The organism is Nocardia nepalensis, from assembly GCF_048910785.1.
Classification (GTDB): domain Bacteria; phylum Actinomycetota; class Actinomycetes; order Mycobacteriales; family Mycobacteriaceae; genus Nocardia; species Nocardia nepalensis.
The window spans coordinates 98,146-123,451 of sequence record NZ_JBKBET010000044.1 but is presented as its reverse complement, the minus strand read 5'-3'; the positions used below and the strand labels follow the sequence as shown (position 1 = coordinate 123,451).

Here is a 25,306-nt window from a genome sequence, read left to right as displayed (position 1 = left end):
ATTACTTTATGCGAATAGAATTGAGGTGGGTTTGTGGCGTCGAATGCTGCAATGATTACGATGACGGGGGTCGACGGGTCGACGTGGACCCTGGCCGGTCAGGGTAGGGGGCGGGAAGGGGTCGAGCTGGCGACGTCGCCGAGTGGGTTGTACGACGCCCCGGTGACGACGATTTGGAATCAGTCGGCGTTTCAAGTCGGTTCGTCGTTCGGCGGGTATCGCACGAACAAACGCGATGTGGTGTTCGCGGTCAATATCTTTCAGACACCGGGACGCTCGTGGGAGTCGGTGGATTCGGCGTGGCGGAAGGCGTGGGCCTACGACCGCGATGCCACGTTGAATGTCACCACCGATTACGGCACGCGCTCGCTGGCGTTGCGGTTGTCGGAACAGCCGGATTTCAAGCCGGAGAAGGATCCGCATCTGAAGATGTGGGGCAAGGTCGTGATGACCTGCACCGCCGGTAATCCGTGGTGGGTGGAGTCGGATGTGACCAGTACCTGGTCGTCGACGATCGACACTTCCGGCGGCCAGATCCAATCGGGCACGGTCACGATCGCGAATCCCACCGACCAACCGATGTGGATGAAGTGGGTGTGCTCGGCGCCCGGTAAGTGGACGCTGCCCGATTTTTCGTGGATCGCCGGTGATGCGAACGCCAACCGGATGGTGACGTTGCCGCGGACCACGCTCGGCCAGGATTTGACGGTCGATACCGATCCGATGGAGGAGATGATCGTCGCCGCGGACGGGTCGCAGATCTGGGCGCTGATGAACGGGGTGAGTTTCCTGTACCCGGTCCCGGCTTATACGACGCCGACCTCGATTCCGGTGTCGGTGACCGGCGCCGCCATCGGTGCTTCGGTGCTGGTGGTGGCGCCGCGGAACTGGTCGCGCCCGTGGGGGCTGCAGTGACGACGGCGATGGATCTGCCCAGCGTCTATTCGAATGCGCAGAGGGCCAAGGTCGCTCGCGAACAGCAGCGCTTCGCTCGGCCGCTGGTGCGCCTGTGGGACGGTGACTGGAATCTGCGCGGTATTTGCGGCGCGGAGATCAGCGCGGATTTCCGCTGGGTGCTCAACCAGGCCGGTACCGGCATGCTGACCCTGCCCTACGACAATTACCTGGCGAAGTGGGCGGTCGATATCAACGGCCGCGCGACGAAGAACGTGCACATCACCGTCGACAAGGATGGCGCGCGCTGGGACGGTCGGCTGGAGAAGGCGGTCCTGAAGACCGACGAGCACGGCATTACGACCGTCGAGCTGCTGTTTCTGCACTCCTATCAGGAGCTCAAGCACATCTACTGCTGGTCGAACCCGTTTCTGCCCGCCGCGGTGCAGTTTCCACGCGAGTTTCTGCTGGCCGGGCCCAGCGTGTGGGTGCTCAAGACGGCCCTGTTCGTGAATCTTTTGCGTTTGCAGGGGCAGTTGTCGTGGACGCTGCCTGCCGATCCGATGGATATCAACCAGTGGTCGACGCTGGACATGTCGAACTGGCCGGTCGTCGTCGTGCCGTGCCCGTACGCCACCGACACGTCGATGTGGACGATTTTCGGGTCGCGGTTCAAGAACTTCCACGAGGCCGCCTCGGGAACGTTGGAGTCGGCGCAGTTGGCCGTCACGACTCGTCGCTGGCTGCAGGGTGATCCGCCGCCGTGGCCCGGTGCGAATCTGCGTAGCGGCACGCTGGTGGTCGACATCGTCGATAAGTCCGGGTTCTGGACCGGAACCAGCACCGGCGGAAACGTGTGGGACGGCCTGCAGCACACCATGCAGGTGCTGGAGAACGATTGGCTCGGCTACAGCCCGAATGTGCTGCCCGATCCGGATGCGCCTGCGCTGTACAAGAATCCGGGGTGGATGGGCACGCTGCCGTCGAACCCGTGGGTGGTTTACCGTCAGAACGAGCACACCGGGATCCAGACTTCCCAGTTCGTTATTTCGCCCTCGTCGTCGGTGCAGATTCTCACCGGCGGCCATTCGATGCCGGGGGTGAACGAGGCGATCTCCTCGGCAATTCAGTTCTGCGGCATGATCATCGGCGGTCTATTGGGCGAAGTACCTTACGCCGGACCGATTCTGCAGGGCATCGCCAACGGGACCACCGAAGTGGTGAACACGATCGCGATGGCGTTGCTTTCGGACACGCTGCTGGCGTGGGTGCAATATTTGTCTCCGGAGCGGGCTGCGGCATCGGGCTGGTCGCACTACTACGAGCATTTCGAGACCAGCACCGATCGGGCTTACACGCTCGGTTCGCTGCTCACCCTCGGTGAAGGCCTCTGGAAGACCCGTAGCTACTTCACCCACAAATTCACCGTCGCAAACGGCGAGCCCTACCTGATCGGTGATCAGGGCCGTGGGCATTTCTTCCTCGGCGATCGGGTCGGTTCGACCGTCAAGGGCATGCCCGCCGGGTCCATCTACGTGGACCAGGTCACCGGGCTGGAATTGGCCTGGTCGCGCATCGCCAGCCCGGCCTGGCAGATCACCATCGGCTCCGACCACGACCACGACATGCCGTTCGCGAAATCGATGCGCGTCATCGCCGACATCGTCGACGAGATTCACGAGCTCGCGGTCCAAATGTAAACCGGAAGAAGGTTTTTCATGTCCATTCCGCTGTACGACGATTGCGACCCGGACGATCCGCACGAGGCCTTCACCTGGGCGCTGGTCGGGTTGCCCGGACCTCGCAACGCGCCGTTGATGGTGCACCCCGATGTGCTGCGTCAATGGTCGAAACATCTGTGGGACTTGGGGTTCCGACACGATCCTCAGGTACAGACCAAGGAATATCATTCGCCGGCGCGGGGAGTCACGCACTGGCTCAACGGGTCCGGTCGCTGGGTGCCCGCGGGCACACCGCAGCCGCCGCAGGCGTCGGCGCCGGATATGTCGCAGCTGACCGCCGAGGAACGCGCCCATGTCGTCGCGCAATTGCGCGAGTCCGGTGATCTGGCGCATCTGGTCGACATGCGCGAGCTGCCGGTCAACCTCGCTGCCGTGAACGCCGCAACCGAGCTCGTAACGGATGGTCCCGATTCGGATCGAGCCTCGCGATGACTTCCCCCGACAAGTCCGTCCCCGCCGGTTCCTACACGGGCCCCGGCAGCAGCGGGGCGGGCCTGTCGAGTCTGCAGAAGCTGACCTGGCAGGCCGCCCAGCAGTCGATCATCTCCGGGGTGATGCAGTCGTTCCAGGGGATCGGGACGGCCACGACCGACATCAACAACGCGACGACGCAGGCGATGACCGCGGCGACCGCCGCCCAAAGCGGCGCCGCCGCAGCGCAATCGACAGCGAACAACGCGCAGGACACCTCGACGGCCAACGCGTCGGCGATCGCGGCTCTGCAGACACAGCAGCAGCAGTCCCAGGTCGGTGGCGCGTCGATCACCGACAACTTCCAGAGCTGGAACACCGCCAACTGGACTAGCTTCAAGACCGGTCCGGTCGCCGACATGACCGTGGTCAACGGCCAGGCGGGCCTGGGTAAACATGGTGACACCGGCACCGGAAGCGTTGCGGCGCTGTGGAAAACGCCGTTGTACACCGATTCCGTGACCGTGTCGGTGGTGTTGGGCAACGTCAATCAGGCGGGGGCGAACTTCGCCGGTAGCGGACCGATCATCCGCGCCGCCACCGATCTGTCGACGTTCGTGTGGACGGCAGTATCAACCACCGGTGTCTACCTCTGTTACGGCACACGATCGGCTGGAAGCACCACTGCCACCCAGTGGGCGAGCACCGGCAACATGAGCATCAGCACCGGTGACACGATCACTCTCACCGCCCAGGGCGCCAACTACACGGTGCTGGTGAACGGCGTCGGTGTGCTGTCCTACACCGACGCCGCGGCAACGTCGCCGGTCGGATCCGCAAACCGGTCGGTGGGATTCATCAGCTCGTATCTGCAGCAGAACTCGACGTGGGGCACCGCCACCTATTTCGGTTTCGATCTGGACTCCTTCACATCGGCCGATACAACGCAACCGGCGATGGTCGGCACCGGTTGGTCGGTATGCCGCAAGACCGCTTCCAGTGTCGCGCAGACCAGCGGTAACGGGCGCGTCGTGAGCGGCACGTTCGACACGCTGCGTCCGTCGAACAACGTCAATCTCATCGACCTGGGAACCGGTCAGATCCAGGTGACCAAGTCGGGCTGGTATGTGATCAGTGTCGGATTGCAGTGGGACACCCCCGCCGGCTCGAACCCGTACTGGACGTTCCTGTACACCACGCCCAATCCCGGCGGAACCTGGACCGTGCTGCGCGCGGCCGGTGAAGGCTCGGGTAGCAGCCAGTTCGATACGAGCGCGACATTCGTGGTGTTCCTCGGCTCCGGCGCCGTGGTCGCGCCGGGATACCAGAGTGCGCAGAGTGCCGGTATCCAAGGTGACGCCAACGGTCTGGCGACGTTCTTCGACGGCACCCTCTGCTCGTTCTCCTGACCACGACAGCGTCGGTCATTTTCCTGGAGTTCTCTTGTGACGATTTTCGGTATCGATATTTCCAATAACAACGGACCCGACATCGACCTGGCCCGAGTGAAGGCCGAAGGCTTCGATTTCGTGTTCGCGAAGGTGTCCGAAGGCGACTATTTCGTCGACCACACCTGGCCCGCCTATCGCGATGCCGCCGAGGCCAACGGACTGCTGCTCGCCGGCTATCACTATGTCCGCGCGGACTGCGGCATCGAGGAGCAGGCGGATCTGTTCGTCAGCCACCTCGGGAATGCCCCGGCCATGCTGGACTTCGAAGCCAATTCCGGTGATATGTCCACATTTTGGGCATTGTGCGACGCGATCGACGAGCGTGGGGTGCAGGTCCGGTTGAGCTACATCCCGCGGTGGTACGCGATGCGGCTCGGCTCGCCGGACCTGTCGAAGGTGCCCGGTCTGATCCAGTCCAGCTACGTCGGCGGCACCGGATACGCCGCTGACCTGTATCCCGGTGACACCTCGCCGTACTGGAACGGGTTCTGCGACAGAGCCGTCGACGTGCTGCAGTTCACCGACGCCGCCCAGGTCGCCGGACACACCGTCGACGCCGACGCTTTTCGCGGCAGCCTCGACGATCTGCGTCGACTACTCGGGTCGACGCCACCTACTAGCAACGGAGTTCTCATGGCGCTCACCGATGCCCAGCAGGCAGACCTCTATCAGAAGGTCCAAGATATCTGGTCCCAGCTGCTGGGCCCGGCCGGAGACGGGTGGACACAGCTGGGCACCAACGCCCACGGCCAGAACCTGACACTGGTGGACGCGGTCGCGAAACTGTCGGCCGCAACCGGCTCCGCCGCCCCGAAAGCCGCGTCATGAGCGCGGGCCAGATGGTTTCCGCGAATGCCAAGACCGTGGTCTCGGCAATCGGGGGCGTCATCAACATCCTCGCCGTCGCCGCGGTGCTGTTCCAGTACGCGCCCGCTACGGTGGCCGGCCCTGGCGCGGCGTTGCTGACCGGCATGGAGCTGCTGCGCAGCCTCAACATCTGGATCGTCAAGAACGAACCGGTGATCGCTGCGGCCGCCGACGCCGGCGCCGAGCTGATCGCCACCCTCGAACACCCGCAGTCCGCTGCGCCCGGGGCCGCTTGATGCCGCTCGTAGAGACGACGGTGTTGAGCACGGCGACATTCCTCGGCGGCACCGGCGCGACCGCGTTCTTCTCCTGGCTGCGCGCCCGCAAACGCGACCCGGTGCAGAACCTGCGCAACGAGGTCGCCGCGGCCAAGGACGTCAACGACATCGCCCTGGCCACCCTTACCCGGGTATCGGCCGAACTGCGCGCGGTCACCCACCGCCTGGACGCGGTCGAGGTCGCCCAAGAGGCCTCGATTCGCGAATTGGACCGGGTCACCGGACTCTTCCGGGAAGCACTGGCGGTCTTGCGCGGGGTGATCGAAGCCGCCCAGGCGGGGCGCATCCCGGAGCTGCACCTGTCGCCGGAACTGATGAACGAGGTCCAACACCATCAAGGAGCCACATGACCACACCGACCGATCCCGGTTACCTGGGATATCAACCGAGCATCGAACCACTGAAACTGACCACCGGCGCCAGCTTCGTCCAGACCATCCAGCCCTCCGGCGGCGCCGTTTTCCCCAACGGGACCACGGTCACGATCGTGCTCACCGCACCTGGCGGCGCGTCACTGGGCTCTTGGCCTGCGACGGTCACCTCGACCGCCGCCACCTGGGCGGTGCCGAACTCGGTCTGCGACGCCATGCCGGCCAACTCGCGCTACACGATGCTGGTCACCTACCCGACCACGCCGGCGACCACCTACGCCTGGTACGAGGGCACCGTCATCCGCACCTAGCGGCCGATGACGGCAGCCGGTCACCTGCCGGGTTGATGAGTGCCCGGTGAAACTTTCCGTCCCACAAAAATGTTGGGGCTTCGCCTCAACCGCTCAACACCAACAAGAAGAAATAAGGAGCTGTCATGGCCATTGCCGTCACTGCCACCAAGAACGTGCTGTGCAACGCGTATGCCGGAATCGGTGGTTCGAATACCTATGTGTCGATCCACACCGGTGACCCGGGCACCAGCGGCGCCAACGAAGCCACCGGCGGCTCGCCCGCCTACGCTCGTGTCACCACCACCTGGGGTGCGGCCGCCAGCGGCTCGGTGTCGGGCAGCCAGGTCACCATCAACCTGCCCGCAGGCACGTACACCTACGCCGGTTTGTGGACCGCCGCCACCGGTGGCACCTTCATCGACAAGGTCGCCATCGCCTCCACCACCCTCGGCTCGCAGGGCACTCTGCTGGTCACCCCGACCTTCACGATGACCTAAGCCGGAAACCATTCACCTACAACTGAATTCGGAGGCGCTGTGACAGCATCAGCACAGATGATCACGGCGACACTGCCGGCGCCACCGACTGCGGCCCCCGCGGTCCCGGCGCCACCGACGGCCGCGATGCCGTTGCCTGCGGCCCCGTTGATCGTCATCGCCGGCACCGGGGTACCAGTGATCCCGCCGTACGCACTCGCGGCCGGTGGCGCAGTGGGAGCATTGACGACCCAGTCGATACCTTCGGCCAAGCCCGTGGCCAGCGGCGGCGGACTCGGATTGCTCTCGCTGACAACGGCTTTGGTGCAGACGGTCGGCATCGGATTCACCGGTCTGGGGTCGGCAGTGGTGAAAACCGCTGTCGGCCCTGGCGGGTCGGTCGTGGTCACCGCATCTTTCGGCGGGACAGGCCAGATCGTTGCTCCCGACGCCGGTCTGTTCGGTACCGGACAATTGACAGCACTGGTTACACCGAACAGCGGTGCGTGGGCCCCGTTCTACGGCATCGGCACAGCCAGCGCCGCACTGAGCTACCTGGCGTCGTTTGCCGGAACCGGCACGCCCGCAGCACCTTACGGTCAAAGCGTGGGCCTGGTCGAGGCACAAGCCGGCTCGGGCACGGCCACGGCCACGGTGGCCGTCGGCGGTCGAGCCGTCGTTTCCGCGGCATACACCGGCACGGGCATGGCTTCGGTCACCGCGGCACCTGTGGTGCCGACGGGTGCGGGTGTGTCGGGCATCGGCAGGCTCACGGCATCGACGGGTCTGCCGGTCTCGGCCAGTGGCGCCGCAACGTTGACGGCGAGGACCGGTATGCCTCTGCTTGCCGGCGCGACCGGGTCGGCGTTGGCGACGGTGAGTCAGCCTTCTGCTTACACCGGAATCGGCGGTCTCACCGCCGTCACTCAGGTGATCGAGGTCGCTGCGTTCAGCGGCGGCGGGGGTCTGGCGGGGCCGATTACCTCGGGCACGGCATCGGGCCGCGGCACCCTGTCGATCATCACGGCTGGTTCGGCGGCGTTCGGAACGGTCGGGTCGGCGTCGGCCGCTACTGGTGGTCCGGTTGTGTGGTCTGGTAGCGGCACCCTGTCGGCGGTGGTCACACCGGGGTTCAAGCCGTCGGGCATGACCAAGAACGGCACCCAGTCGTCGTCGAGTTCGTGGACACAGGTCACCGGGTGGAGCGCCGACACCGCCAACTATCCGGGATCGACCGTGTCCTCGAACGCTCTGGTGTCCCAGGGCGGTAAGGCATCGGCGACGGTGTCGGCGAGTGTGGCGTGGACGGGTGGGACGTTCGGTAATTCGATCCAGGTGCGCGTGAAGCAGAACGGCACCGTGATTGCCACCGGCACCACCGCCACGTCGAGCCCGTCGACGGCGAGCGCGACGGTGACTGTCGGCAATGGTGACCTGATCACGGTCGAGGTCATCGATAACAGTCAATGGTCGGCATACCCAGCGACCGTCACCTCGGGTGCGAGCACCTACACCCGCATCACCTGACACAACACCGACAGTGCCCCTGCCTCTTCACGTTCGAGGCGGGGGCACTGTCGTATTTTCCGGCCTCCATGCCCGAAATCCGAAGTGCCGCAACTGATCCCCTGGATCGGTTGCGGCACTCGCTGTTTCCGCCCTCGGCTGTCCCGTATCAGGGCGGTCTTTTGCATGAAATTCCGAGGTATCCATTGTGGCTCCCAAAGACCCCGTCTACGGACCGTCCATCGCCGAGAGTCGGGGCAAACCCGAGAACCAGCCTGCTGTGCAGGGCCCGACGATCGCGGAAAGTCAAGGCAAGCCCAGAGTTCAACCCCCACCCACCAAGCCCGATACCCAGCCCGCGAAGCCAACCGAGTCGAAGCCGCTGACTCCTGAGCAGCAGCGGATGGCTCAGGGTTTGGGTTTGTTGCCGTCCACGCAGCCGCAGCAGAAGCCGGGCGCGGGCAGCCTGCCCGATCTCTTGGCCGTGGTCAACAACGGACCGCCCAAGGATGGGCAAGCCCTGACTCTGCCCAGCGGTACGACCATGCAGAACAAGTCGGTTCCGTTGGCGAACGGGTTGACCGGCCAGCAGACCACCGTCACCGTGCCCGGTGCGAAACCCGCTCAGTCGCAACCGAACACGGCATATTCGTTCCAGCAGCTCGGCGGCTACTTCGCCACCGACCCCACCTACAGTCCCGAACAACGCGACCGCGACATCGCTCTGCTCGACAAGACCGTGATGGGCCCGCAAACCATCGAGAGCACCAACGCGCTCAACCAGGCCAAAGCCGATGCGGCCAACCGGCTCAACAGCCACTGGAACCAACGGGCCCTACCGAAACTGGCCGACGGCACCACCGTCATGCCCGGCCTGGGCTACAGCGCAGTTCAGTTGGTCAACGATCTGTCGCTGGCCAACACCACCGGCCCGCTCAACGAGCGCAGCGAACAACTACGCAAAGACGCCCAAACCCGCCTCGGTCTGCACGCTTACACCAAACAGAACCAGGACGAAGACCAGCTCTACGCCAGCCTGCAATACCTTCCCATCGACGACCCGGCCCGCAAGGCCGAAGCCAACCGGCTCCTCGCCAGCGGTATCCCCGCCGACAACGTGCAAAACACGTTGTGGCGCAACGCCGTCGACGCCCGCGACCGCCTGCAGCGCACCGGCACCCCACTACTGACCGCCGACCAGGCCAAAGCACTCGACAACACCCCCAAGCTCTATCCCACCGATCCCCGCCGCACCTTCATCCCCGACACCACCCCCTACAAGCCGCCGCACAAATTCAACGAAGGCGACTTCCGCGACCTGCTCGGCGACATGACCGGGCTGAAAGACCTCAGCGAAGGCCTCGACAACGGCAACTACGGACAAGCCGCCAAAGGCGCAGCATGGGCTGTTTTTACTCTCGTACCAGGTGCGGACATCGCAGTGCTGGGAGGCCTCGGCGAAGGTGCTCGATGGGCCGGCAACAAACTCCTCGGTGAAGAAGCCGAACTCGGCGCCACTGTTCGCGCCGGCGGTAGAGGCACCGAAGGCGCCGCACCGCTGTATCACCCGTGGGACACGAACCCCGGCGCCTCCCTCTATGTCCCCAACCCCGCCCGCCCGTACGAAGCCGCACCCGGCGCGGGCATCCGTACCGGCGAAGGCGTTCCCCCCGCCATCCTCGACTACCCCAAACCCAATGAACTGCCATGGAATACGCGAGAGCGCATCCGGCCTCCAGTCACCACACCCAAGCCTGACGGCACGGTGCCGCCGACCCGAGGACCGAGCAACAACCCGTGGAACCGACCCGAGCCGAACGGAGTACTCGGTCCCGGCCTCGATGACCTCGATCCTTTCCCACTCGGGCCACAACGTCCTCACAACCAGATTCCACGCCGCGGCCCACGCGAGCACGGCGGCGGACGGGTAGATCCGGGGGCAGTCGGTGTAGGGCCTGCCGAGTTCGAGTTGCCTCCGCTGCCGCCAGGTAAGACCGTGCCCAAAGGCATCGACCGGAGAATCGACAGCCAAGGTCGTGTCTTCTGGCAAGACACGAAAACAGGCAAACGCGTACCGAAACCGGAGTGGGACAGCGCATCGTCCGACGTCGTCATGCACGGAAAGCTCATGGGCGAGCCCATTGACGCCATCACGGCCAGGGACTTACCCGACGAAGCGCGATTCATGCTCGGCGAAGTGGACATCATGCAGAACGCCGCAAAGGCGGCCCGTAATCAGCATCTGACTGAGCTCGACAACTTGATCGAATCCCGAGGCCTGAAGCTCAGGATGGATGACGGCACCCTGCGAGACCTCGAGATCAAGGATCTCTCGCGGTCGAAGCTCCGCGCCACACTTGAGAACTTGCGAGCGTCCGGTCGGCTTGCGGGAAACGATCCGACTGCTGCGAGACTCCGTCAGCTGGCCGGTGACCTCTCCGCCGAGAAGGCAAGCATCAGCGCACTATCCGAGGTCAGAGGCGAGATCGGCGGCGACTACTACGTCGAGAATGTCGCCAAGATGGAGATCATCTACCGAGGCCCAGGCGGAGGCTATACCGCGGACCGGGTCGCGATCGCCACGGCTCCGGACGGCACCAAACGAGTCGTCCTGCTGGAGTACAAGGGTGGCAAGACGCCGGACAGTTTCAGCACCCGGCAAGTGGATATTGGGGACGGGACAGAGCTGGCCTTCGAACAGGGCACCCTGCCCTACGCTCAGGACGAATTCCTCCGCCCGGGCTCAGGCCCCATGACAGCGCTGGAGAAATACGATCCGATCCTGGCGAAGCAACTGCGCGAAGGAAGACAAGACTTCGACTACATGGTGATCCATACCGAACCCGGGACCGGAAGGATCACCTCCTACGCGGTCGATCCGCAGACCGCGAAAGAGTTCACCCTCGCACAACCTGAACCTCCAGTCGGCGGAATACCCGGTGCGGCGGCGCCGATCGCCCAGAGTGCTTCGATGCCGGGGGCGTGGATCAGCGATTTGGCCGCAATGGGCGCGAGCAACCTCAATCGCTGGACAGTGGCCGCTATCCCGGCCGTCGTCGCGCCTTTGATTCCGCTGTGGGCTCAGGCGAACAGCAACAAGCTCGATGAGTCGGTCGTAGTCAACATCAGTTTCCCGGCAGTTGATACCGGGCAACCGAGCGCTCAGGAGAATGCCGTGACGGCGGGTTATGGAGCCCATATCCGGTGAACGCCCCAGCCTGTCAGATCCCCAATACCTCGTCTGACCCGAGCAGAAAGTAGCCTACGCGCATGCATGCCGATATCGAGGGCGCGATTCGTATCGCCGGTCTCGCCGCGCAGTTCGACTGGTCCGGGAAGATCGATGACATCGAACCGTTCTGCGCCGTGGCCGGATGGGAGATCGTCCACGAGGAGGGCATGGATCCCTTGATCCGCACCGACCTCGCCGTGAACCGGCCCGTCGCCTACATCTACCTGCGGAAGCGGCGGATGGATTACCTGTCGATCTATGTCACCGACGCTGCCGCCCCCGACGTCATACCCCTCGAAGTCGAACCTGAGTTGAGAGGTTGCTTCACCGATCTGGGCCGAGCGTTGACCGAAACGTTAGGTGCACCAACACGTCACGACACCGACGAGGAGCTGCGGTGGGACCTGTCCGAGATCGTCATCCGATTGGTGAGGGGCATCGGCTCGGTTGACATCGACCTGGTCGGCCGTCAATACCAGGCCGAAATGGATGAGCCTGAGCCCGAGGACGACGACTGACCGCCGGGATGTCGGTAGGTCGACAAGACCTGCTGCGACAACGTCGCGTCGTGGTCTAGGCCTCCCGAAGTCGGCTTTCTTTGAACGTGGCGGAGGCCTTTCTTGGGAGAATGGTATGGCTGAGGGTACTGCCACTGCCTGGCACTCGAACCCCACCCGCCATCGGTGGAGTATCGGCGACTGTTGCTGTGGGCCAACCGGTTTCGGATCGTTGCTGGGCCGTCGAGAACGCGTGGGGCTCGGCCGCCATCTAGCGCATGGCTGATCGGTCAGGGTGAAACCGTCAGCGACGTGCCCACGGCGGCCGCGTGTTTGAGCTGTCGCGACGCGGGCGCCGCATGACCCACCCGGCGCTGAGAGGGTCGCACAGCCTTGGCCGAGTGCAACGATAGCGTTTTGCGGGAAGTGCACCGCGATAAGATTGAGCATGCCTCGGAGATTCGCTTCGGAGTGACCTGCGATGACCGAACCGGCAGCGGATGCGACCGCTGCCTTCGATCCGTTGGCCAAGAGTGCGGCGGGCACTCTGGCACGGCTGGTCGACGCCGTAGCGGAATTCACCGCCGCGTGGGAGGCCGCTGGTGTGCCGCCCGATCCGGCGAATTTCGCGCTCGAGGGTGATACCGCAAGCCGGGCCTCGCTGATCGCACTGATAAAGGTCGACCTGAAGTACCGCTGGCTGCGCTACGACCGGCCCAAGCGGCTCGCCGATTACCGGGCACGGTTTCCGGAGTTGCAGTCCGGCCCTATGCCCCGGCAACTGCTCTACGAGGAGTTCCACATCCTGCACGCCGTCGGCGTCCGCGTCGGCGTCGACGAGTATGCGCGGGAATACCCCGAATACGCCGAGCAACTCGAGGCGATCCTGCGACCGGGCGACCCGTACGAAAGCACGCTCACCGAGCGGTCGACCATTCAGGTCGCCAGCGAGGAGCTCGAGCCCGGGGACCGGATCGATGACTTCGACCTGCTGCTCGAGCTGGGCCACGGCGCGTTCGCCAGAGTATTTCTGGCGCGGCAACGCTCGATGCAGCGGCTGGTGGCGGTGAAGGTCTCCGCCGACCACGGCACCGAACCCCAGACCCTCGCCCAGTTGGAACACGAATACATCGTTCGCGTCTACGACCAGCGGTTGCTGCCCGACCGCGCGCTGAAACTCATGTACATGCAGTACCTGCCGGGTGGAACGCTGGCATCGGTGCTGAAAAGGGTCCGCGAGACCGCACCGGAGCAACGCGGTGGACGTCTGCTGCTCGACGCTGTCGACGCGGCGTTGGAGGGAAAAGGTGAGATCCGTACCTCTGGCGTCCGGGTGCGTGACGAGATCGCCGCCCTGTCGTGGCCGGAGACGGTGGCCTGGCTGGGACGTCGGCTCGCCGAGGCGCTGGACTACGCCCAGGGGCGGGGTGTGCTGCACCGCGACATCAAGCCGGCGAACATACTGCTCTCCGCCGACGGTGTGCCGAAGTTGGCCGATTTCAACATAAGCTTCAGCGGCCACGTCGTCGGCAGCAGTCCGGTGGCGTACTTCGGCGGGTCCCTCGCCTACATGTCTCCGGAGCACCTCGAGGCGAGCCACCCGGCGCTGCCAGGCACCGTCGACGACCTGGACACGCGCAGCGACATCTACGCCCTCGGCGTCGTGTTGTGGGAGCTGCTGACCGGGCGACGACCGTTCCCCCGGATCGAGGCGAAGGATTCGCGGGAATTCGTCGAGCAGCTGCTCGAGGTGCGTCGCCGCCCGATCGCGCAAGAATTCCTGGACGACCTCCCGGCGGACTGCCCGGCCTCGCTGTGCCGAGTGCTGCTGACATGCCTGTCGCCGAAGCGGGAGGATCGGTGGGCCAACGGTGCGGAGCTGGCTCAACAATTCGAGCTGTGCCTCGACCCTCGGGCGCGGGATCTGGTGGATGCGCCGCAGCGCAGCTGGCGGCCGACCGGGCCGCTGTGGCCGATACCGATTCTGGTGATGGCGATCGGAATACCGAACGTGGTGGCGGCGGGATACAACTATTACTACAACAAGACCCTTATCGTCAGCAGGCTCGCGCCGCAGGCCCAGCACTCATTCGACTATGTCGCCCTGGTGCTTTATCCGCTCGCCATTGTGGTTGCCGCAATACTGATTCTCTACGTTGCGCGCCGCCTCGTTCTGGTTCTCATAGGTCTGCGCATCGGATGGAACTTTCTCGAGGTGACTCTCACTCGGGCACGCATCGATGCGCTACGGCTCGGCAACCGGGTGGTGTGGATTGCTTTCGTGTTCTGGGTTCTCGGCGGCGTTACGTTCCCGTTGCTGCTCAATCTGATCGCCGGGGGCGTTCCGCGCGGCACCTATGCGCATTTCTTGCTGTCGGTGGTCGTGTGCGGCGCCATCGCAGTGGCGTATCCGTACTTCGCGATCACCTGGTATGTGGTGCGGTGCCTGTATCCCGTCTTCCTGGTGCACGGACGTTCCGATGCCGCCGATGTCGACGATCTGCGCCGACTCGCTGCCCGCACCGGCTTCTACCTCACCGTGGCGGCCGCGGTCCCGCTGGTCGGCGTCACCGGTATCACCTTCCTGCCCGGGCACGAGATCGAATCTATTGTCTGGGCGGTTCGCATACTGTGTGTCGGCGGCATCATCGCCTTCGTGCTCGCCTATTTGTTGTTCGGCGTCGTCGAGAAGGATCTCCAGGCGCTCGAACGCGTCGCAACCGCATCCGGTGTCGTCCTGACTTTTCAGTGATCGGGTGTCTATCGCGCACGACTACCCGAACGGCGCCAATTGCGCGGGACCACTACTACATCGGGTACACCGGGTGCTTGCGCGGGTTGAACTCCGGCTTGACCGGCGGTTTGTCGCGCAACAGGCGCAGCGCGCGCCGGATCTCCAGACGGGTGCGCGCCGGTTCGATGACCGCGTCGATGTAGCCGCGTTCGGCGGCGATCCACGGGGTGGCGATCGTCTCGTTGTACTGGTTGACCATGAACTCGCGCGCCGCCGCCCGATGCTCCTCCGGCACCGCCGCCAATTGCCGCTTGCCGATGAGGTCGACCGCGCTGTCGGCGCCGATCACCGCGATCCGGGCCGTCGGCCAGGCGAAACTGATATCAGCACCCACCTGCCGGGCTGCCATCATGCCGTAGGCGCCACCATAGGATTTGCGCACGACCAAGTTGATGATCGGGACCGTCGCCTCGATGATCGCACGCGGGACCCGGCCGCCGCGGATGATCACACCGTTGGCTTCCTGCTCGAGGCCCGGCAGCACGCCCGGGGTGTCGGCGACGAACACCAGCGGAATATTGAACGCGTCGCAGAGCCGGATGAAGTAGGTCGACTTGTCCGAGCAGGCGGCGTCGATGGAACCACCCAGCACCAACGGCTGGTTGGCGATCACACCGACCGGATGGCCGTCGACCCGGGCGAACCCGGTGATCAGATTCGGGGCGAACGCGGCGCGGATCTCGTGAAATTCACCGTCGTCGAAGATCCGCAGCAGGATCTCATGCATGTCGTAACCGGCGCGATCGGAATCCGGGATGATCGTGTCGAGCTCCCGATCGGCAGCAGTGATCTCCGGCTCCAGACCGGGGTTCACAATCGGCGGCTGCTCGAGACAGCTCGTCGGCATGTAGCTCAGGTAGTCGCGCGCCCACTCATACGCTTGCTGCTCGGTGTCGGCCACGTGATGCAGGGTGCCGCGCTTGGCCTGTACCTCGGCGCCACCGAGCTCCTCGGCGGTGATGTCCTCGCCGTTGACGGCCTTGATCACCTCCGGCCCGGTGACGAACATGTAGGAATCCTTGGTGCCGATGAGCACGTCGGTGTTGATCGGCCCGTACACCGAACCCGCTGCGCACTTGCCGAGAATGATCGACACCTGTGGCACATACCCGGACAGCTTCTCCAACACCCGGGAAATATCACCGAACGATGCGATCGAACCCACCGCGTCCTGAATCCGCGCACCGCCGGAATCATTGATCGTCACCACCGGGCACGCGTTGTCGAACGCGAGTTGCAGCGCCCGCATGAACTTGCGGGCGGACGTGATGCCGACCGACCCGCCGTACACGGTCTGATCGTGGGCGATCACCACCACCGGACGGCCCCCGATCAGCCCGCGACCGGTGACCAGCCCGTCACCGTAGAGAGCATCCGGTTGGCCGGGCTGACGAGCCAACGCACCGGTCTCGATGAACGTCCCGCGGTCGAGCAGCATGTCCACACGCTGGCGAACGCTCGGAACGCCCTTCTTCTCCCGCTTGGCGACACCGGCCTCACCCGCCGGTTCCGCAGCGATCGTCAGGATCTTGACCAATTCATCAAGCTTCGCCTGGGTACCTGTCACGCTCGCTGCCACCTTCCGAACCAACTGTTGTGCCCTCGCGACGTTAAGCGGTATCGACACAGAACGTGTCATTGAACCGGATATCCGGGACAAATCACAGCCGAGCCCGGCCGCACATCACATCCCTACAGTTCGAACACGGTCAGCGCAGGCGCGCCACCGGATGCGGTAGCCACAGGTCGAATACTGCTCGGCCGCAGCGGAATCGGCACCTACCGAGCGGTCGGCGACGATTCGTTCTCGACGCCTATGGGAGTTGCTCGAGTCCGTCGGGGGTGTACCGGCGTACCGCTCGAACCGCGGCGGCGACCGCTACGAGCGGGGGTATGCGATGGCCGTTTCCGCCGCCCGCCGACCATGTGAGGCCGAGTCCCGAAACGGGAGGCAGAGGCCATACGACGCGGCCGATGTGGAGCACCGCCCCGCAGTGTTGGAGGTACTCGATGGCCCTATCGGCTTTGCTGATGCCGGTGACGAGCCGGATATGGCGCCCGACCGGACCACCGATAGCGATGGTGGGTCCGGACAGGCCGTTGTCCTGGAAAAACAACTCCACCCCGATTCGCAGCGGAGCGGGTAGCTCGATTCCGGCGCGTTCCACTCCGAACGTCACCACAATCGTGTCCTCGGCCTGGCTGATCGAACAATCGAACCGATTGGCCGGGGCCGCGGGTTCGGCGGCGGCCGTGAATGTCATTGGATTCGTCGGTGTCGTAATCAGTGTGTACTCCCTTTTCGAGCATCGACAGCGGTCGCGGAAGGCACGTATGCCCAGGCGTCGGCGGTGGGACGCCATATCGTTACGCTGGCCGATCGGTCGGGGGAGGGCATCGGGCATTCGCCTTGCCCGAGGGCCGCTATCTGGGGTCCAGGTTTTGTTCGAGTGGATGTCGTCGACCGGAAGACCGTTTCGGCTGATGTCCTCGAAATCGAGCAAAAGGTAGCTACGAACCAAGCGTTGGACCTGTAGCGAATATCCGGCTACCAAAGAAGAAATTTAATTAAGATCGATCCGGTAAATCTGTGAACTGGATGTATCTCGCCGCTAGAGTCCCTGGCTATGACTGAATTACAGGTAAGCGGCGGGGGGTATGCCTTCGCGCGCGATATGTGGGCAACTGAAAGGTTATGGCTGTCACGGTCCGTGCGGACCCTCCTTGTCGGACTCGCCGGCCAACTGAGCGGGCTCGGACCACAGGCATGGGCTCGCTATGAAGACGGTGAGCTGGAATTCGTGCAGGCGCGTGAGTTCCAGCTAGCCCTGCTGCGAGTGCACAGTGTGCTCGCGAACGAGATCGACGCCGGGATGTTGGAAGCCGCTGCCGCCGCCCTCGACCATACGGCCGGGCTGGGCGACGTCGCCTCCGTCACGGGCCTGGACCGGGCGCATATCTATCAGCGCTGGGGCGCTCTCGCCGCGGTCGGTGAACGTATTGCGCTCATCATCTCGCAGCCGTGGCCGGATGCCGGGCGGTCTGTCCTCCGGTCCCCCGAAGCGCTCTACGACCGAGATCGGCGATGGTGGCGGGTGAGCAGCGCCGCGAGACGCAACGCCCATTACGCCATCGTTGTCGTCGACCGACTGGTTCAGCGTGTATACGCGATCGACCCGGATGGTTGGCAACCGGATTCCACGGGAACGCGGTGGGAGTTCCGGGCACTCGGGTCCGAACCGCTATCGCCGATCCGCGTGGACCGTGCATACCGAAAGGGTCACCTACCCGTCCGATTGGGCGACCCCTATCCCGCCCGGCTGGATCGCGCGTGCGTCCCCAGTTACTTCTCGGATGGGCACGATGGCGACCTGCCTGATCTGTGAAACAGAATCCATGAAATAGAAAGGGACATTTCGTGATCGAAACCTCACGCATCGTGGCGCTCGGTATCGCATGCGTTGCAGCAATCGCGCCGGTAACCGCCCGCGCGGAAGCACCCACCGAACATGACATCGAGTACAAGGTCACCTCGGTGGAACGTGTTGTGACAACCACGCTATCGGGAGGGACCTTCGCACTCGACCACGATCACAGCTCGTTCACGATTCGCGATGAGAGCAGCGCACCCGTGATGGTCGTGCCAACGCGATTCACCGTGGGCGACAAGGTGCTCACAGTCGACCCCGCACTCAGCAAAGACGCGAAGGAGCTGCGATTGACGCCCGGTGAGCTGCGACCCGCCGCCGCGTCGGCCGCGACGCCGGTCGCATCGCCGGTCGAGAACCAGGCCGCGATGGCGGAGTTCTCGACCCGATTGGGGCTCGCCGCCACGATCGGCACATTCGTCGGCACCGTGATCGGCTTGGTCGTCGGAGGCGTTAGCGGATGCATTATGGGTTTGCCCCTGTTCGGGGTGGGATGCATACCTGGCGCGATCGCCGGCGCGGGGATCGGCGGCATTCTGGGGACAATTGTTGCCGGGGGACCGGTCCTGGTGCTTTCGGCCGTGGAGCTGATCGACACGCTCAACGCGCCCGACGGCACGAGTAAATGGGCGCAGAACTCTTCGCTGAAACCCGCGAATTAGGTAATCAGTGTTCGAGCCAGGAAGTACCACCAGTGTTCCGCTGGTCTTTCAACTACGAGACTGGATATCTGACTATCCGATGCGACGCTGGATCAGCGAGCAGGCGTGCTACCGATATGCGATCTCCCCCAACGTGACTCGACGACACTGGCTCGACCGAGGGAGCTCGTACGGCGCGGTGGCCTTCTTGGTCGTGTCATGCCGACAACACGCGCCCACTGGTGGCACGCCGCTCTGCGTCGCTCAGCCGCACCGCGTCCGACGATATCGACAGCACCGATACAGACCACGGCCGGGTGAATGTCCACGAATTCACTACTCGGCCATTAACTCTCCGGGTCTGGGTGCTCGCTGATCGGCGACGTCGAGGGCAGCGTCTTCGGAGCTGTCGAGTCCGGCGCGACCGGGGTGCGGATCGCCGCTGACGGGATCGTGACTCGCGCCACAGGTTTGCTGCGGCTGGGAACTCCCGGTGTTGGCGCGCGACTACCGATCCGTCAGCGTCGATTCCCGGATCTCGGGGTGTCGCGGCGCTGAATCGTATGTGGCACACCTGTTGAGGGGTTGGTAGTGAGAGAACATCGTGGTCTGGGCGTGCGCCGGGGTCTGGGTATTGCTGGGGCGGGTGCGGCTGTGGCCGTTGGTTTGCTGTCGACCGGTGCCGCGAATGCGGATGCCTTCGTCGCGCTGCCGGACGGGCAGAAGGCCGGTCCCGGCGTGAATATCATCCGCAATGGCGAGCATGCGATTGTGTCGCCATCGTTGGCGGCCAATGGTGCCGGTCGCACGGTGTGGGTTTCGGGAAATGCGATCGCCGAAGTCGCTGTCACGCCGGAGGGTGCGGTCGGGCCCAATAATGGCCCTTCGGGCGCTGCGGGCACCAATAATTCCTCGACGCATGGTGTTTCGCAGTTGAGCACGGGCTACATCGTCGGGTGCCAGGTCAGCATTGCCGATAACGCGATCTCGGCGGGAGTGTCCGGCGGTATCAACCTGAGTGGGGGATCGCTCGGTGGCTCGGTGGGGCTGAACCTCGGGCCAGGTGAGGTGAAGTTCGTTCAGATCGACTACAAGGACATTCCGAAGCCCGGCACGTACTCGGTGGAGTATCAGGACGCCGAGATCGAGATCCAGGGGTGTGCGGGCTATGCGCAGGCGCGTGCGTACACGGTTGTGGAAATCATCGGTGACCACTACTCGAAGACCACCCTCTATGGGGCTCCGTTCAGCATCGGCTGACCCCGGATTTATCGAATCTTTTCTCGCTCAAGCGAATTCACTCTTCGAGGAAGTCAAAGATGATCAACCGCAAGCTCATTGCCCGGCTCGCCGGCCTGGGTATCGCGACCGTCGCCGGTCTGGGGTTCTGCTCCACGGGCGCGGCGAATGCCGACACTTTCGTACCGCTGCCCGGTGCGCATCTGACCAAGACGCTGTCGGATGGCACCGTCGTGGACATCACGCTGTCCGGTGAGTCGGCGAATATCAACCCGTCGATGGGGGCGACGCCGCTGCACCGCAATGCGTGGGTGTCGGGGACGGCGTCGGTCGAGTTGTCCGGGCCCGGCGTCAGGGGCGGTCGCATCGCCCCTGGTTACGTTGTCGGCTGCCAGGTCAATATCGCCGGTGGCGGCGCCAATGGCGGGGTAACGGGCACTCTCGACTGGAGTGACGGGAAGAACGTCAAACCGGGTGTGGGCGCCAATAGCGGCGGCAATCTGACATTGGGTCCCGGCCAGGCGAAGTCGTTCTTTCTGCTCGACCTCGAGCAGGCCGATGATTTCGGCCAGGAGGTCCACCGGATCCGGCACGAGTTCAAGGGCCCCAGCGGCGGTGTGTCCTGGGCCGATGAAACCATCGACCTGAACGGATGTGCCGGGTATGCCCAGGCCCGCGCCTTCGTGGGCGTCGAGGTGGAGACCGCCAACGTCGTCACCTGGGTCACCGTGTGGGGCGAGCCGTTCAGTATCGGCTGAGGAATATTCCGATTCCTGCCAGCTGGGTCGCCGGATATGCCGATATCCCTGGTGAAGGGGCATCGCAGGGCTATCGTCACTGCTCAGCACAAAATCACCATGCCCGCGGTGCAGACCTATGCCGACGGCCAGATCGTCAAGTGGGATCAGTCCGCCACCGATAAGGGTGAACCCGAATACCCCGCCCCTACTTTGGCTTTGGCGGCCAAACAATCCGGTGAGGCCGAGAACCACGGCGATATTCCGGCGATGTCGACCAGCCGCGGGTCCCCCAGCGATGACACCGCGCGCTGGCTCGGCGTCATCGGTATCGCGCTCGGCGCGCTCGGTCTGCTGGTCGGTGGCGCCGCGGTGATGCGGCGCAGGTAGATCGAAACCTCGGATGGTGATCGCTCGCGCTGGGCATGGATCAACAGATGACCGACCGCGGCTGATCAAACCCTTCCGACTCGCACGCGCGTGCCGGATGGGAGGATAGGCATTGTTATGAATCGCTTGCCAATATCGCCGCACCTGCGGGCAATCCGTGCGGCGATATTCGCGGCGATCGGTGTGTTGTTGTCCGCTGTCGGCCACGCCGAGGCGTCAGGGCACACGTTGTCGTTGTCGGCGTTGCTTGTGGCATTTGCCGCGACGGGTTCGGTGGCGTGGGCGATGGCCGATCGGCAGCGGGGAATCATCGCTATCGGTGGTGGGCTGCTGGTGATGCAGGCGGCACTGCACCTGTGGTTCGGTGTCTCGGTGGTATCGGGCGGTCATGTCGCGTCTCACGCTGCGGCTGTGCCGGATTCCCTTGCGCACGCGGGTTCGCTGGCGATGATCGCCGGGCATGCGGTGGCCGCGCTGGTCTGCGCGGTGTGGCTCTGGTGCGGCGAGCGGGCTTTGTTCGCGCTGCTGAGCGCGTTGTACTCACGGATTCTGGCACCGCTGCTACTGGTGTTACTCCACTCGATAGTGGACGAAGCCGGGGTCGGTGTTCCGGTCGCTTTCGAGCGTGCCACCGTGCCCCTGCGCGGTGCCGTGCTGCGTCATGTGGTGGCTCGGCGAGGACCGCCGGTGGGCGTGGTTGTGGTCTGAGAGTCCGTCACTGGCAGCCGGAATGGTTCCGGCGCAGTGGCGCGGGACCGGTAGCCGACTATCCGGTTGGCGCCATCGGTTCGGCGTGCACGAGTGGCGGACGTCGCCGTCGTAGCTTGCGCGTCCGTCCGGGACGGTAGGTGCGGCGAGCTTTCGCCCAGCGGTCGCCGGGGGAGGTCCGCGCACTCGTCGGTGCGCGGGGAAAGCCCGTGTGCGACCGGTCTTTTCAACGCCACGTTCTGTGGCGTCGCTGAACCGAGATTGTTCGACAAATGCATTCACTATTGAGAACACTGCCATTCGGTAGTGGTATTTCGTTGTCCCTTCTGACATTTCCCGCGGTGCACCCGGGTGAGTCGTGCCGGTCTGGAAACCGTTCATGTCCGACGAAGAACTGACCGCGCTCGCGCTGGCGGCCGGTAAGGGAGATCGAGTGGCGCTGGCCGAGTTCATCCGATCGACGCAACGTGATGTGTGGCGTTTCGTTGCCCATCTGAGCGATGTGCAGTCCGCCGACGATCTCACCCAAGAGACCTTCCTGCGCGCCATGCGCACCCTGCCGCGGTTCGCGGGTCGGTCCACCGCTCGGACCTGGCTGTTGTCTATTGCGCGGCGGGTGGTTATCGATCGGTTCCGCAGTGCCGCGGCCCGACCGAAGAACGCACAGCTGGCCGAATGGCAGCAGAGCCTGGACCATCGTCGCGAGCACGAAAGACCGGATTTTCCAGAGGAAATGGCGATTGCCGACCTGCTGCGCGGCCTGCCCGAGGAACGGCGGGAGGCATTCGTTCTGACCCAGGTGCTCGGCCTGTCCTATGCCGAGGCAGCGCGGACGGTGGGTTGCCCGGTGGGCACCATCCGTTCGCGGGTCGCGCGGGCTCGCGAAACCTTGGTCGCGTTGTTGCGGGCAGCCGAGACGCCCGGGAAACCGATCGGTGCTCGCGTGCGACTACCGCTCGGTGCGCGCATCCCGATCGGTGGGTTCGGGCCGGGTATGGCGGAGGTGGTGTGATGGGCGGGTTGGAGCTGCGGTTGGCGGGGGTGTCGTGCCGTCACGGCCGCATCGAGGTCGTCAGCGATGTCGATCTCGATGTCCCCGCCGGGCAGCGGGTGGCGCTGACGGGCACCAATGGTTCTGGTAAGACGACGCTGCTGCGTGCGGTGCTCGGTCTGCACGGCGCGGTCCGTGGCGAGATCACGGTCGGCGGGCGTACCGGCGGCGGCACTGCCGAGCAGGCGTGGCGTCGCCGGGTCTGCGCGTGGATTCCGCAGCGTCCGGCGGCTGGGCGGTTCCCGTTGCTCGCCGGTGAACTATTGGCCAGCAGCGGGGATCGGACGGCGGCCGAGATGATGGCGACGCGGCTCGGGGTCGGCACGCTAATCGACCGGCCGCTCGACACGCTGTCGGGTGGGCAGTTGCAGCGCATGCACCTGTCGCGCGCGGTGGGCTGTGTGGCGGCGGGCGCGGGTGTCGTGCTGGCCGACGAGCCAACGGCCGCACTCGATTTCGCGGGGCAGGACGAGGCGGCCGAGGTTTTGGCCGGGCTGCCGGTCACGCTCGTCGTGGTCACCCACGATCGGGCGCTGACGCGGCGCTGTGATCGGGTGCTGGAGATGGCGGCGGGCCGGTTGCGGGAGGTCGGATGAGATTCGTTGCCGCGGTATGGATTCCGGCGCAAATCCGCAAGATAGGGGAGGTGTCGTGAACGGACCCGCGGAGGTGGCCGACCTGCTCGGCTTGGTACCGGTGCGGCGGGCCGGGGTGGCGTTGGTGCTCGGGTCGATCGGGTTGCCGATCGTCGGGGTGGTGATCGTCGGGCTCGACATTATTCCGGTGCGGTTCGCGATGATGCACGTCGCGTTGCTCGGCGCGGCCGTTGGGATGCTGACCGGGCTCGATCCGGCGCTGTGTGGGCTGGTGGCTTGCGCGGTCGCCGGAGCCGGGATTTCGCCGCTGGCCCGCACGCCGGAAAGCCTGTCCGGGGCAATGGGTTTGCTGATGAGCTTGGCGGTCGCGGCGGCATTGCTGGTGCTCGCGCTGGCGGGGGTGAACGCGTCATCGGCGTTCTCGCTGCTGTGGGGCTCGATCCTGTCGGTGCGCACTCAGGACGTGGTAGTGCTTGCGGCACTGGCGATTGTGGTGCCCGCGCTGTTCTGGTGGCGGCGGCGCGATCTGGCGTTGCTGCTGCACGATCGGGAGTTGGCGCTGGTGTCGGGGGTGCCGGTGCGGTGGCTCACGCTGGTGTTGCTGGTTCTGGTCGCGGTGGCGGTGGCCGGGGCGATTCGGCTCACCGGCGCACTGCTCGTCGATGCGCTCACCCTGCTGCCCGCGCTGGCCGCCCGGCGGCTGGGACATTCGCTGACATCGATCATCTGCTGGGCCATCGGTATCGGCGTCACCGTCAACCTCGTCGGTTTCCTCCTGGCCCTCGCCTTCGACCTGCCACCCGGGCCGGTCCTGGTACTCACCGCGGGGGCAGTCGCCCTCGCGGCCCACCTGATCCCCGAACGGAGATACAACTCATGGCACGTTTTCAGCCACTGACCGCGGGGCTGGCCCTCGCCGTGGCCGCTGGTGTGCTGCTCGGCGGCTGCTCCAGTGCCGACGGCGATCACGACCACCACGACGGACATCAGCACCCGAAGATCGTCGCCACCACGACCTGGGAGGCCGCGTTCGCGAAAGCCGCAGGCGCGGAGGATGTCACGGTGATCGTGCCCGCGTCGGTGCACCACGCACCCGATTACGACCCGAAGCCATCGGATCTGACGGCGGTCGCCGAGGCGGACTTCGTGCTGTACGCGCCGTTCGAACCGTTCGCGGCGAAGATCAAGGAGGCGGCCGGTTCCAAGGCGAAGCTGATCGAGGTGAACCTCGACAACTCGGCCGATAAGGCGACCGCGCAGGTCAAGTCGCTTGGTACCCAGTTCGGCACCGCGACGGCCGCCGATGCCTGGACGGCAACGTTCACCGCCGAATACGACGAGCTGGGCAAGGACATTCGAGCCGTGTGGCCGGGCGGCAAGCAGCCGATCGTGGTGGCGCAGGTCTTTTCGACGTGGGCGGCGCAGTTGGCGGGTGCCGATATCGTCGGTACCTACGGACCGGAGGCAGTCACACCGGGGCAGCTTTCCGCGCTCGCGGCGAAGAAGCCCGAGTTCGTGCTCGATAACGCGCACATGTCCAGTGGAACCGTGCTGCCGGACAGCGGCGCCAGGCAGGTGTCGATCGTCAACTACCCGGGCCAGGACCAGGAACTGCTGACCGTCTACCGCGATGCGGCCGCCGCATTGAAGAAGGCCATGTCCGGTTCCTGACGACTGTGGGGCAAGCGCGTGAAGTGCTTGCCC

Annotated in this window: 25 protein-coding genes; 23 read left to right on the top strand and 2 right to left on the bottom strand. The window is 64.9% G+C overall.

Annotated elements, in window-relative coordinates:
- Window positions 1-60 precede the first annotated feature (60 nt).
- The 13 genes from ACHQ4I_RS42240 (at window position 61) to ACHQ4I_RS42180 (ending at window position 14,770) form a co-directional block, all read left to right on the top strand.
- On the top strand, window positions 61-915 hold the full coding sequence (locus ACHQ4I_RS42240) for a phage tail protein (RefSeq protein WP_420777560.1): 855 nt from the start codon (window positions 61-63) through the stop codon (window positions 913-915).
- The gene (locus ACHQ4I_RS42235; RefSeq protein WP_420777559.1) at window positions 912-2,594 is read left to right on the top strand and encodes a Gp37-like protein; all 1,683 of its coding nucleotides are present in this window, start codon (window positions 912-914) and stop codon (window positions 2,592-2,594) included. Before ACHQ4I_RS42240 ends, ACHQ4I_RS42235 begins: the two co-directional genes overlap by 4 nt.
- Window positions 2,595-2,612: 18 nt before the next feature.
- Entirely contained in the window at window positions 2,613-3,068 is a 456-nt protein-coding gene (locus ACHQ4I_RS42230) for a phage gene 29 protein family protein (protein ID WP_420777558.1), read from the top strand.
- Window positions 3,065-4,456 carry a DUF7257 domain-containing protein gene (locus ACHQ4I_RS42225; protein ID WP_420777557.1) on the top strand — a complete coding sequence of 464 codons (1,392 nt, stop codon included), beginning with the start codon at window positions 3,065-3,067 and terminating at the stop codon, window positions 4,454-4,456. Before ACHQ4I_RS42230 ends, ACHQ4I_RS42225 begins: the two co-directional genes overlap by 4 nt.
- A 36-nt stretch (window positions 4,457-4,492) precedes the next feature.
- Window positions 4,493-5,326: a glycoside hydrolase family 25 protein gene (locus tag ACHQ4I_RS42220; protein WP_420777556.1), complete on the top strand. Its 834-nt coding sequence runs from the start codon at window positions 4,493-4,495 to the stop codon at window positions 5,324-5,326.
- Window positions 5,323-5,601 (top strand): hypothetical protein, encoded by a 279-nt coding sequence (locus ACHQ4I_RS42215; RefSeq protein WP_420777555.1) that lies wholly within the window; start codon window positions 5,323-5,325, stop codon window positions 5,599-5,601. Before ACHQ4I_RS42220 ends, ACHQ4I_RS42215 begins: the two co-directional genes overlap by 4 nt.
- Window positions 5,601-5,993, top strand: coding sequence for a hypothetical protein (locus ACHQ4I_RS42210; protein WP_420777554.1), 393 nt, complete (start codon window positions 5,601-5,603; stop codon window positions 5,991-5,993). The genes ACHQ4I_RS42215 and ACHQ4I_RS42210 overlap by 1 nt, the downstream gene beginning before the upstream one ends.
- The gene (locus ACHQ4I_RS42205; RefSeq protein WP_420777553.1) at window positions 5,990-6,325 is read left to right on the top strand and encodes an LtfC-like domain-containing protein; all 336 of its coding nucleotides are present in this window, start codon (window positions 5,990-5,992) and stop codon (window positions 6,323-6,325) included. The genes ACHQ4I_RS42210 and ACHQ4I_RS42205 overlap by 4 nt, the downstream gene beginning before the upstream one ends.
- Before the next feature lie 125 nt (window positions 6,326-6,450).
- Window positions 6,451-6,804 (top strand): phage tail fiber protein, encoded by a 354-nt coding sequence (locus ACHQ4I_RS42200; RefSeq protein WP_420777552.1) that lies wholly within the window; start codon window positions 6,451-6,453, stop codon window positions 6,802-6,804.
- Window positions 6,805-6,843: 39 nt separating this feature from the next.
- Complete coding sequence (locus tag ACHQ4I_RS42195) at window positions 6,844-8,310, top strand: hypothetical protein (RefSeq protein ID WP_420777551.1); 1,467 nt, start codon at window positions 6,844-6,846, stop codon at window positions 8,308-8,310.
- Between the two features lie 187 nt (window positions 8,311-8,497).
- A complete protein-coding gene (locus tag ACHQ4I_RS42190) occupies window positions 8,498-11,497 on the top strand; it encodes a hypothetical protein (RefSeq protein WP_420777550.1) in 3,000 nt (999 codons plus the stop codon).
- A 62-nt stretch (window positions 11,498-11,559) separates the two neighbouring features.
- On the top strand, window positions 11,560-12,039 hold the full coding sequence (locus ACHQ4I_RS42185; RefSeq protein WP_420777549.1) for a DUF6301 family protein: 480 nt from the start codon (window positions 11,560-11,562) through the stop codon (window positions 12,037-12,039).
- 460 nt (window positions 12,040-12,499) lie between these two features.
- Window positions 12,500-14,770: a serine/threonine-protein kinase gene (locus ACHQ4I_RS42180; RefSeq protein ID WP_420777548.1), complete on the top strand. Its 2,271-nt coding sequence runs from the start codon at window positions 12,500-12,502 to the stop codon at window positions 14,768-14,770.
- A gap of 55 nt (window positions 14,771-14,825) precedes the next feature.
- Here the strand turns inward: ACHQ4I_RS42180 and ACHQ4I_RS42175 are convergent, their stop codons facing one another.
- Both ACHQ4I_RS42175 and ACHQ4I_RS42170 read right to left on the bottom strand, forming a co-directional pair.
- Entirely contained in the window at window positions 14,826-16,379 is a 1,554-nt protein-coding gene (locus tag ACHQ4I_RS42175) for an acyl-CoA carboxylase subunit beta (protein ID WP_420777547.1), read from the bottom strand.
- 247 nt (window positions 16,380-16,626) lie between these two features.
- The gene (locus ACHQ4I_RS42170) at window positions 16,627-17,076 is read right to left on the bottom strand and encodes a hypothetical protein (RefSeq protein ID WP_420777546.1); all 450 of its coding nucleotides are present in this window, start codon (window positions 17,074-17,076) and stop codon (window positions 16,627-16,629) included.
- A 447-nt stretch (window positions 17,077-17,523) separates the two neighbouring features.
- Between ACHQ4I_RS42170 and ACHQ4I_RS42165 the strand changes: the two genes are divergently transcribed.
- The 10 genes from ACHQ4I_RS42165 (at window position 17,524) to ACHQ4I_RS42120 (ending at window position 25,273) form a co-directional block, all read left to right on the top strand.
- A complete protein-coding gene (locus tag ACHQ4I_RS42165) occupies window positions 17,524-18,198 on the top strand; it encodes a hypothetical protein (protein ID WP_420777545.1) in 675 nt (224 codons plus the stop codon).
- 32 nt (window positions 18,199-18,230) lie between these two features.
- Entirely contained in the window at window positions 18,231-18,902 is a 672-nt protein-coding gene (locus tag ACHQ4I_RS42160; RefSeq protein WP_420777544.1) for a DUF8020 domain-containing protein, read from the top strand.
- Window positions 18,903-19,472: 570 nt separating this feature from the next.
- On the top strand, window positions 19,473-20,141 hold the full coding sequence (locus tag ACHQ4I_RS42155; RefSeq protein ID WP_420777543.1) for an MspA family porin: 669 nt from the start codon (window positions 19,473-19,475) through the stop codon (window positions 20,139-20,141).
- Between the two features lie 59 nt (window positions 20,142-20,200).
- A complete protein-coding gene (locus ACHQ4I_RS42150; RefSeq protein WP_420777542.1) occupies window positions 20,201-20,878 on the top strand; it encodes an MspA family porin in 678 nt (225 codons plus the stop codon).
- Between the two features lie 36 nt (window positions 20,879-20,914).
- The gene (locus ACHQ4I_RS42145; RefSeq protein WP_420777541.1) at window positions 20,915-21,247 is read left to right on the top strand and encodes a DUF1775 domain-containing protein; all 333 of its coding nucleotides are present in this window, start codon (window positions 20,915-20,917) and stop codon (window positions 21,245-21,247) included.
- 117 nt (window positions 21,248-21,364) lie between these two features.
- Window positions 21,365-21,955, top strand: coding sequence for a hypothetical protein (locus ACHQ4I_RS42140; RefSeq protein ID WP_420777540.1), 591 nt, complete (start codon window positions 21,365-21,367; stop codon window positions 21,953-21,955).
- 379 nt (window positions 21,956-22,334) lie between these two features.
- Window positions 22,335-22,967 (top strand): sigma-70 family RNA polymerase sigma factor, encoded by a 633-nt coding sequence (locus ACHQ4I_RS42135; RefSeq protein ID WP_420777539.1) that lies wholly within the window; start codon window positions 22,335-22,337, stop codon window positions 22,965-22,967.
- Window positions 22,967-23,602 (top strand): ATP-binding cassette domain-containing protein, encoded by a 636-nt coding sequence (locus tag ACHQ4I_RS42130; RefSeq protein WP_420777538.1) that lies wholly within the window; start codon window positions 22,967-22,969, stop codon window positions 23,600-23,602. Before ACHQ4I_RS42135 ends, ACHQ4I_RS42130 begins: the two co-directional genes overlap by 1 nt.
- Window positions 23,603-23,657: 55 nt before the next feature.
- Window positions 23,658-24,500, top strand: a complete 843-nt coding sequence (locus ACHQ4I_RS42125) for a metal ABC transporter permease (protein ID WP_420777537.1) — start codon at window positions 23,658-23,660, stop codon at window positions 24,498-24,500.
- The gene (locus ACHQ4I_RS42120) at window positions 24,479-25,273 is read left to right on the top strand and encodes a metal ABC transporter solute-binding protein, Zn/Mn family (protein ID WP_420777536.1); all 795 of its coding nucleotides are present in this window, start codon (window positions 24,479-24,481) and stop codon (window positions 25,271-25,273) included. Before ACHQ4I_RS42125 ends, ACHQ4I_RS42120 begins: the two co-directional genes overlap by 22 nt.
- Window positions 25,274-25,306 lie beyond the last annotated feature (33 nt).

Excerpts from the sequence above, each read along its gene's own strand:
- ACHQ4I_RS42150 (WP_420777542.1), top strand. The coding sequence starts at position 20,201 with ATGATCAACCGCAAGCTCATTGCCCGGCTCGCCGGCCTGGGTATCGCG.
- ACHQ4I_RS42135 (WP_420777539.1), top strand. The coding sequence starts at position 22,335 with ATGTCCGACGAAGAACTGACCGCGCTCGCGCTGGCGGCCGGTAAGGGA.
- ACHQ4I_RS42240 (WP_420777560.1), top strand. The coding sequence starts at position 61 with ATGACGGGGGTCGACGGGTCGACGTGGACCCTGGCCGGTCAGGGTAGG.
- ACHQ4I_RS42200 (WP_420777552.1), top strand. The coding sequence starts at position 6,451 with ATGGCCATTGCCGTCACTGCCACCAAGAACGTGCTGTGCAACGCGTAT.
- ACHQ4I_RS42140 (WP_420777540.1), top strand. The coding sequence starts at position 21,365 with ATGAATCGCTTGCCAATATCGCCGCACCTGCGGGCAATCCGTGCGGCG.
- ACHQ4I_RS42185 (WP_420777549.1), top strand. The coding sequence starts at position 11,560 with ATGCATGCCGATATCGAGGGCGCGATTCGTATCGCCGGTCTCGCCGCG.
- ACHQ4I_RS42225 (WP_420777557.1), top strand. The coding sequence starts at position 3,065 with ATGACTTCCCCCGACAAGTCCGTCCCCGCCGGTTCCTACACGGGCCCC.
- ACHQ4I_RS42120 (WP_420777536.1), top strand. The coding sequence starts at position 24,479 with ATGGCACGTTTTCAGCCACTGACCGCGGGGCTGGCCCTCGCCGTGGCC.
- ACHQ4I_RS42210 (WP_420777554.1), top strand. The coding sequence starts at position 5,601 with ATGCCGCTCGTAGAGACGACGGTGTTGAGCACGGCGACATTCCTCGGC.
- ACHQ4I_RS42205 (WP_420777553.1), top strand. The coding sequence starts at position 5,990 with ATGACCACACCGACCGATCCCGGTTACCTGGGATATCAACCGAGCATC.
- ACHQ4I_RS42180 (WP_420777548.1), top strand. The coding sequence starts at position 12,500 with ATGACCGAACCGGCAGCGGATGCGACCGCTGCCTTCGATCCGTTGGCC.
- ACHQ4I_RS42170 (WP_420777546.1), bottom strand. The coding sequence starts at position 17,076 with ATGACATTCACGGCCGCCGCCGAACCCGCGGCCCCGGCCAATCGGTTC.
- ACHQ4I_RS42230 (WP_420777558.1), top strand. The coding sequence starts at position 2,613 with ATGTCCATTCCGCTGTACGACGATTGCGACCCGGACGATCCGCACGAG.
- ACHQ4I_RS42145 (WP_420777541.1), top strand. The coding sequence starts at position 20,915 with ATGCCGATATCCCTGGTGAAGGGGCATCGCAGGGCTATCGTCACTGCT.
- ACHQ4I_RS42130 (WP_420777538.1), top strand. The coding sequence starts at position 22,967 with ATGGGCGGGTTGGAGCTGCGGTTGGCGGGGGTGTCGTGCCGTCACGGC.
- ACHQ4I_RS42215 (WP_420777555.1), top strand. The coding sequence starts at position 5,323 with ATGAGCGCGGGCCAGATGGTTTCCGCGAATGCCAAGACCGTGGTCTCG.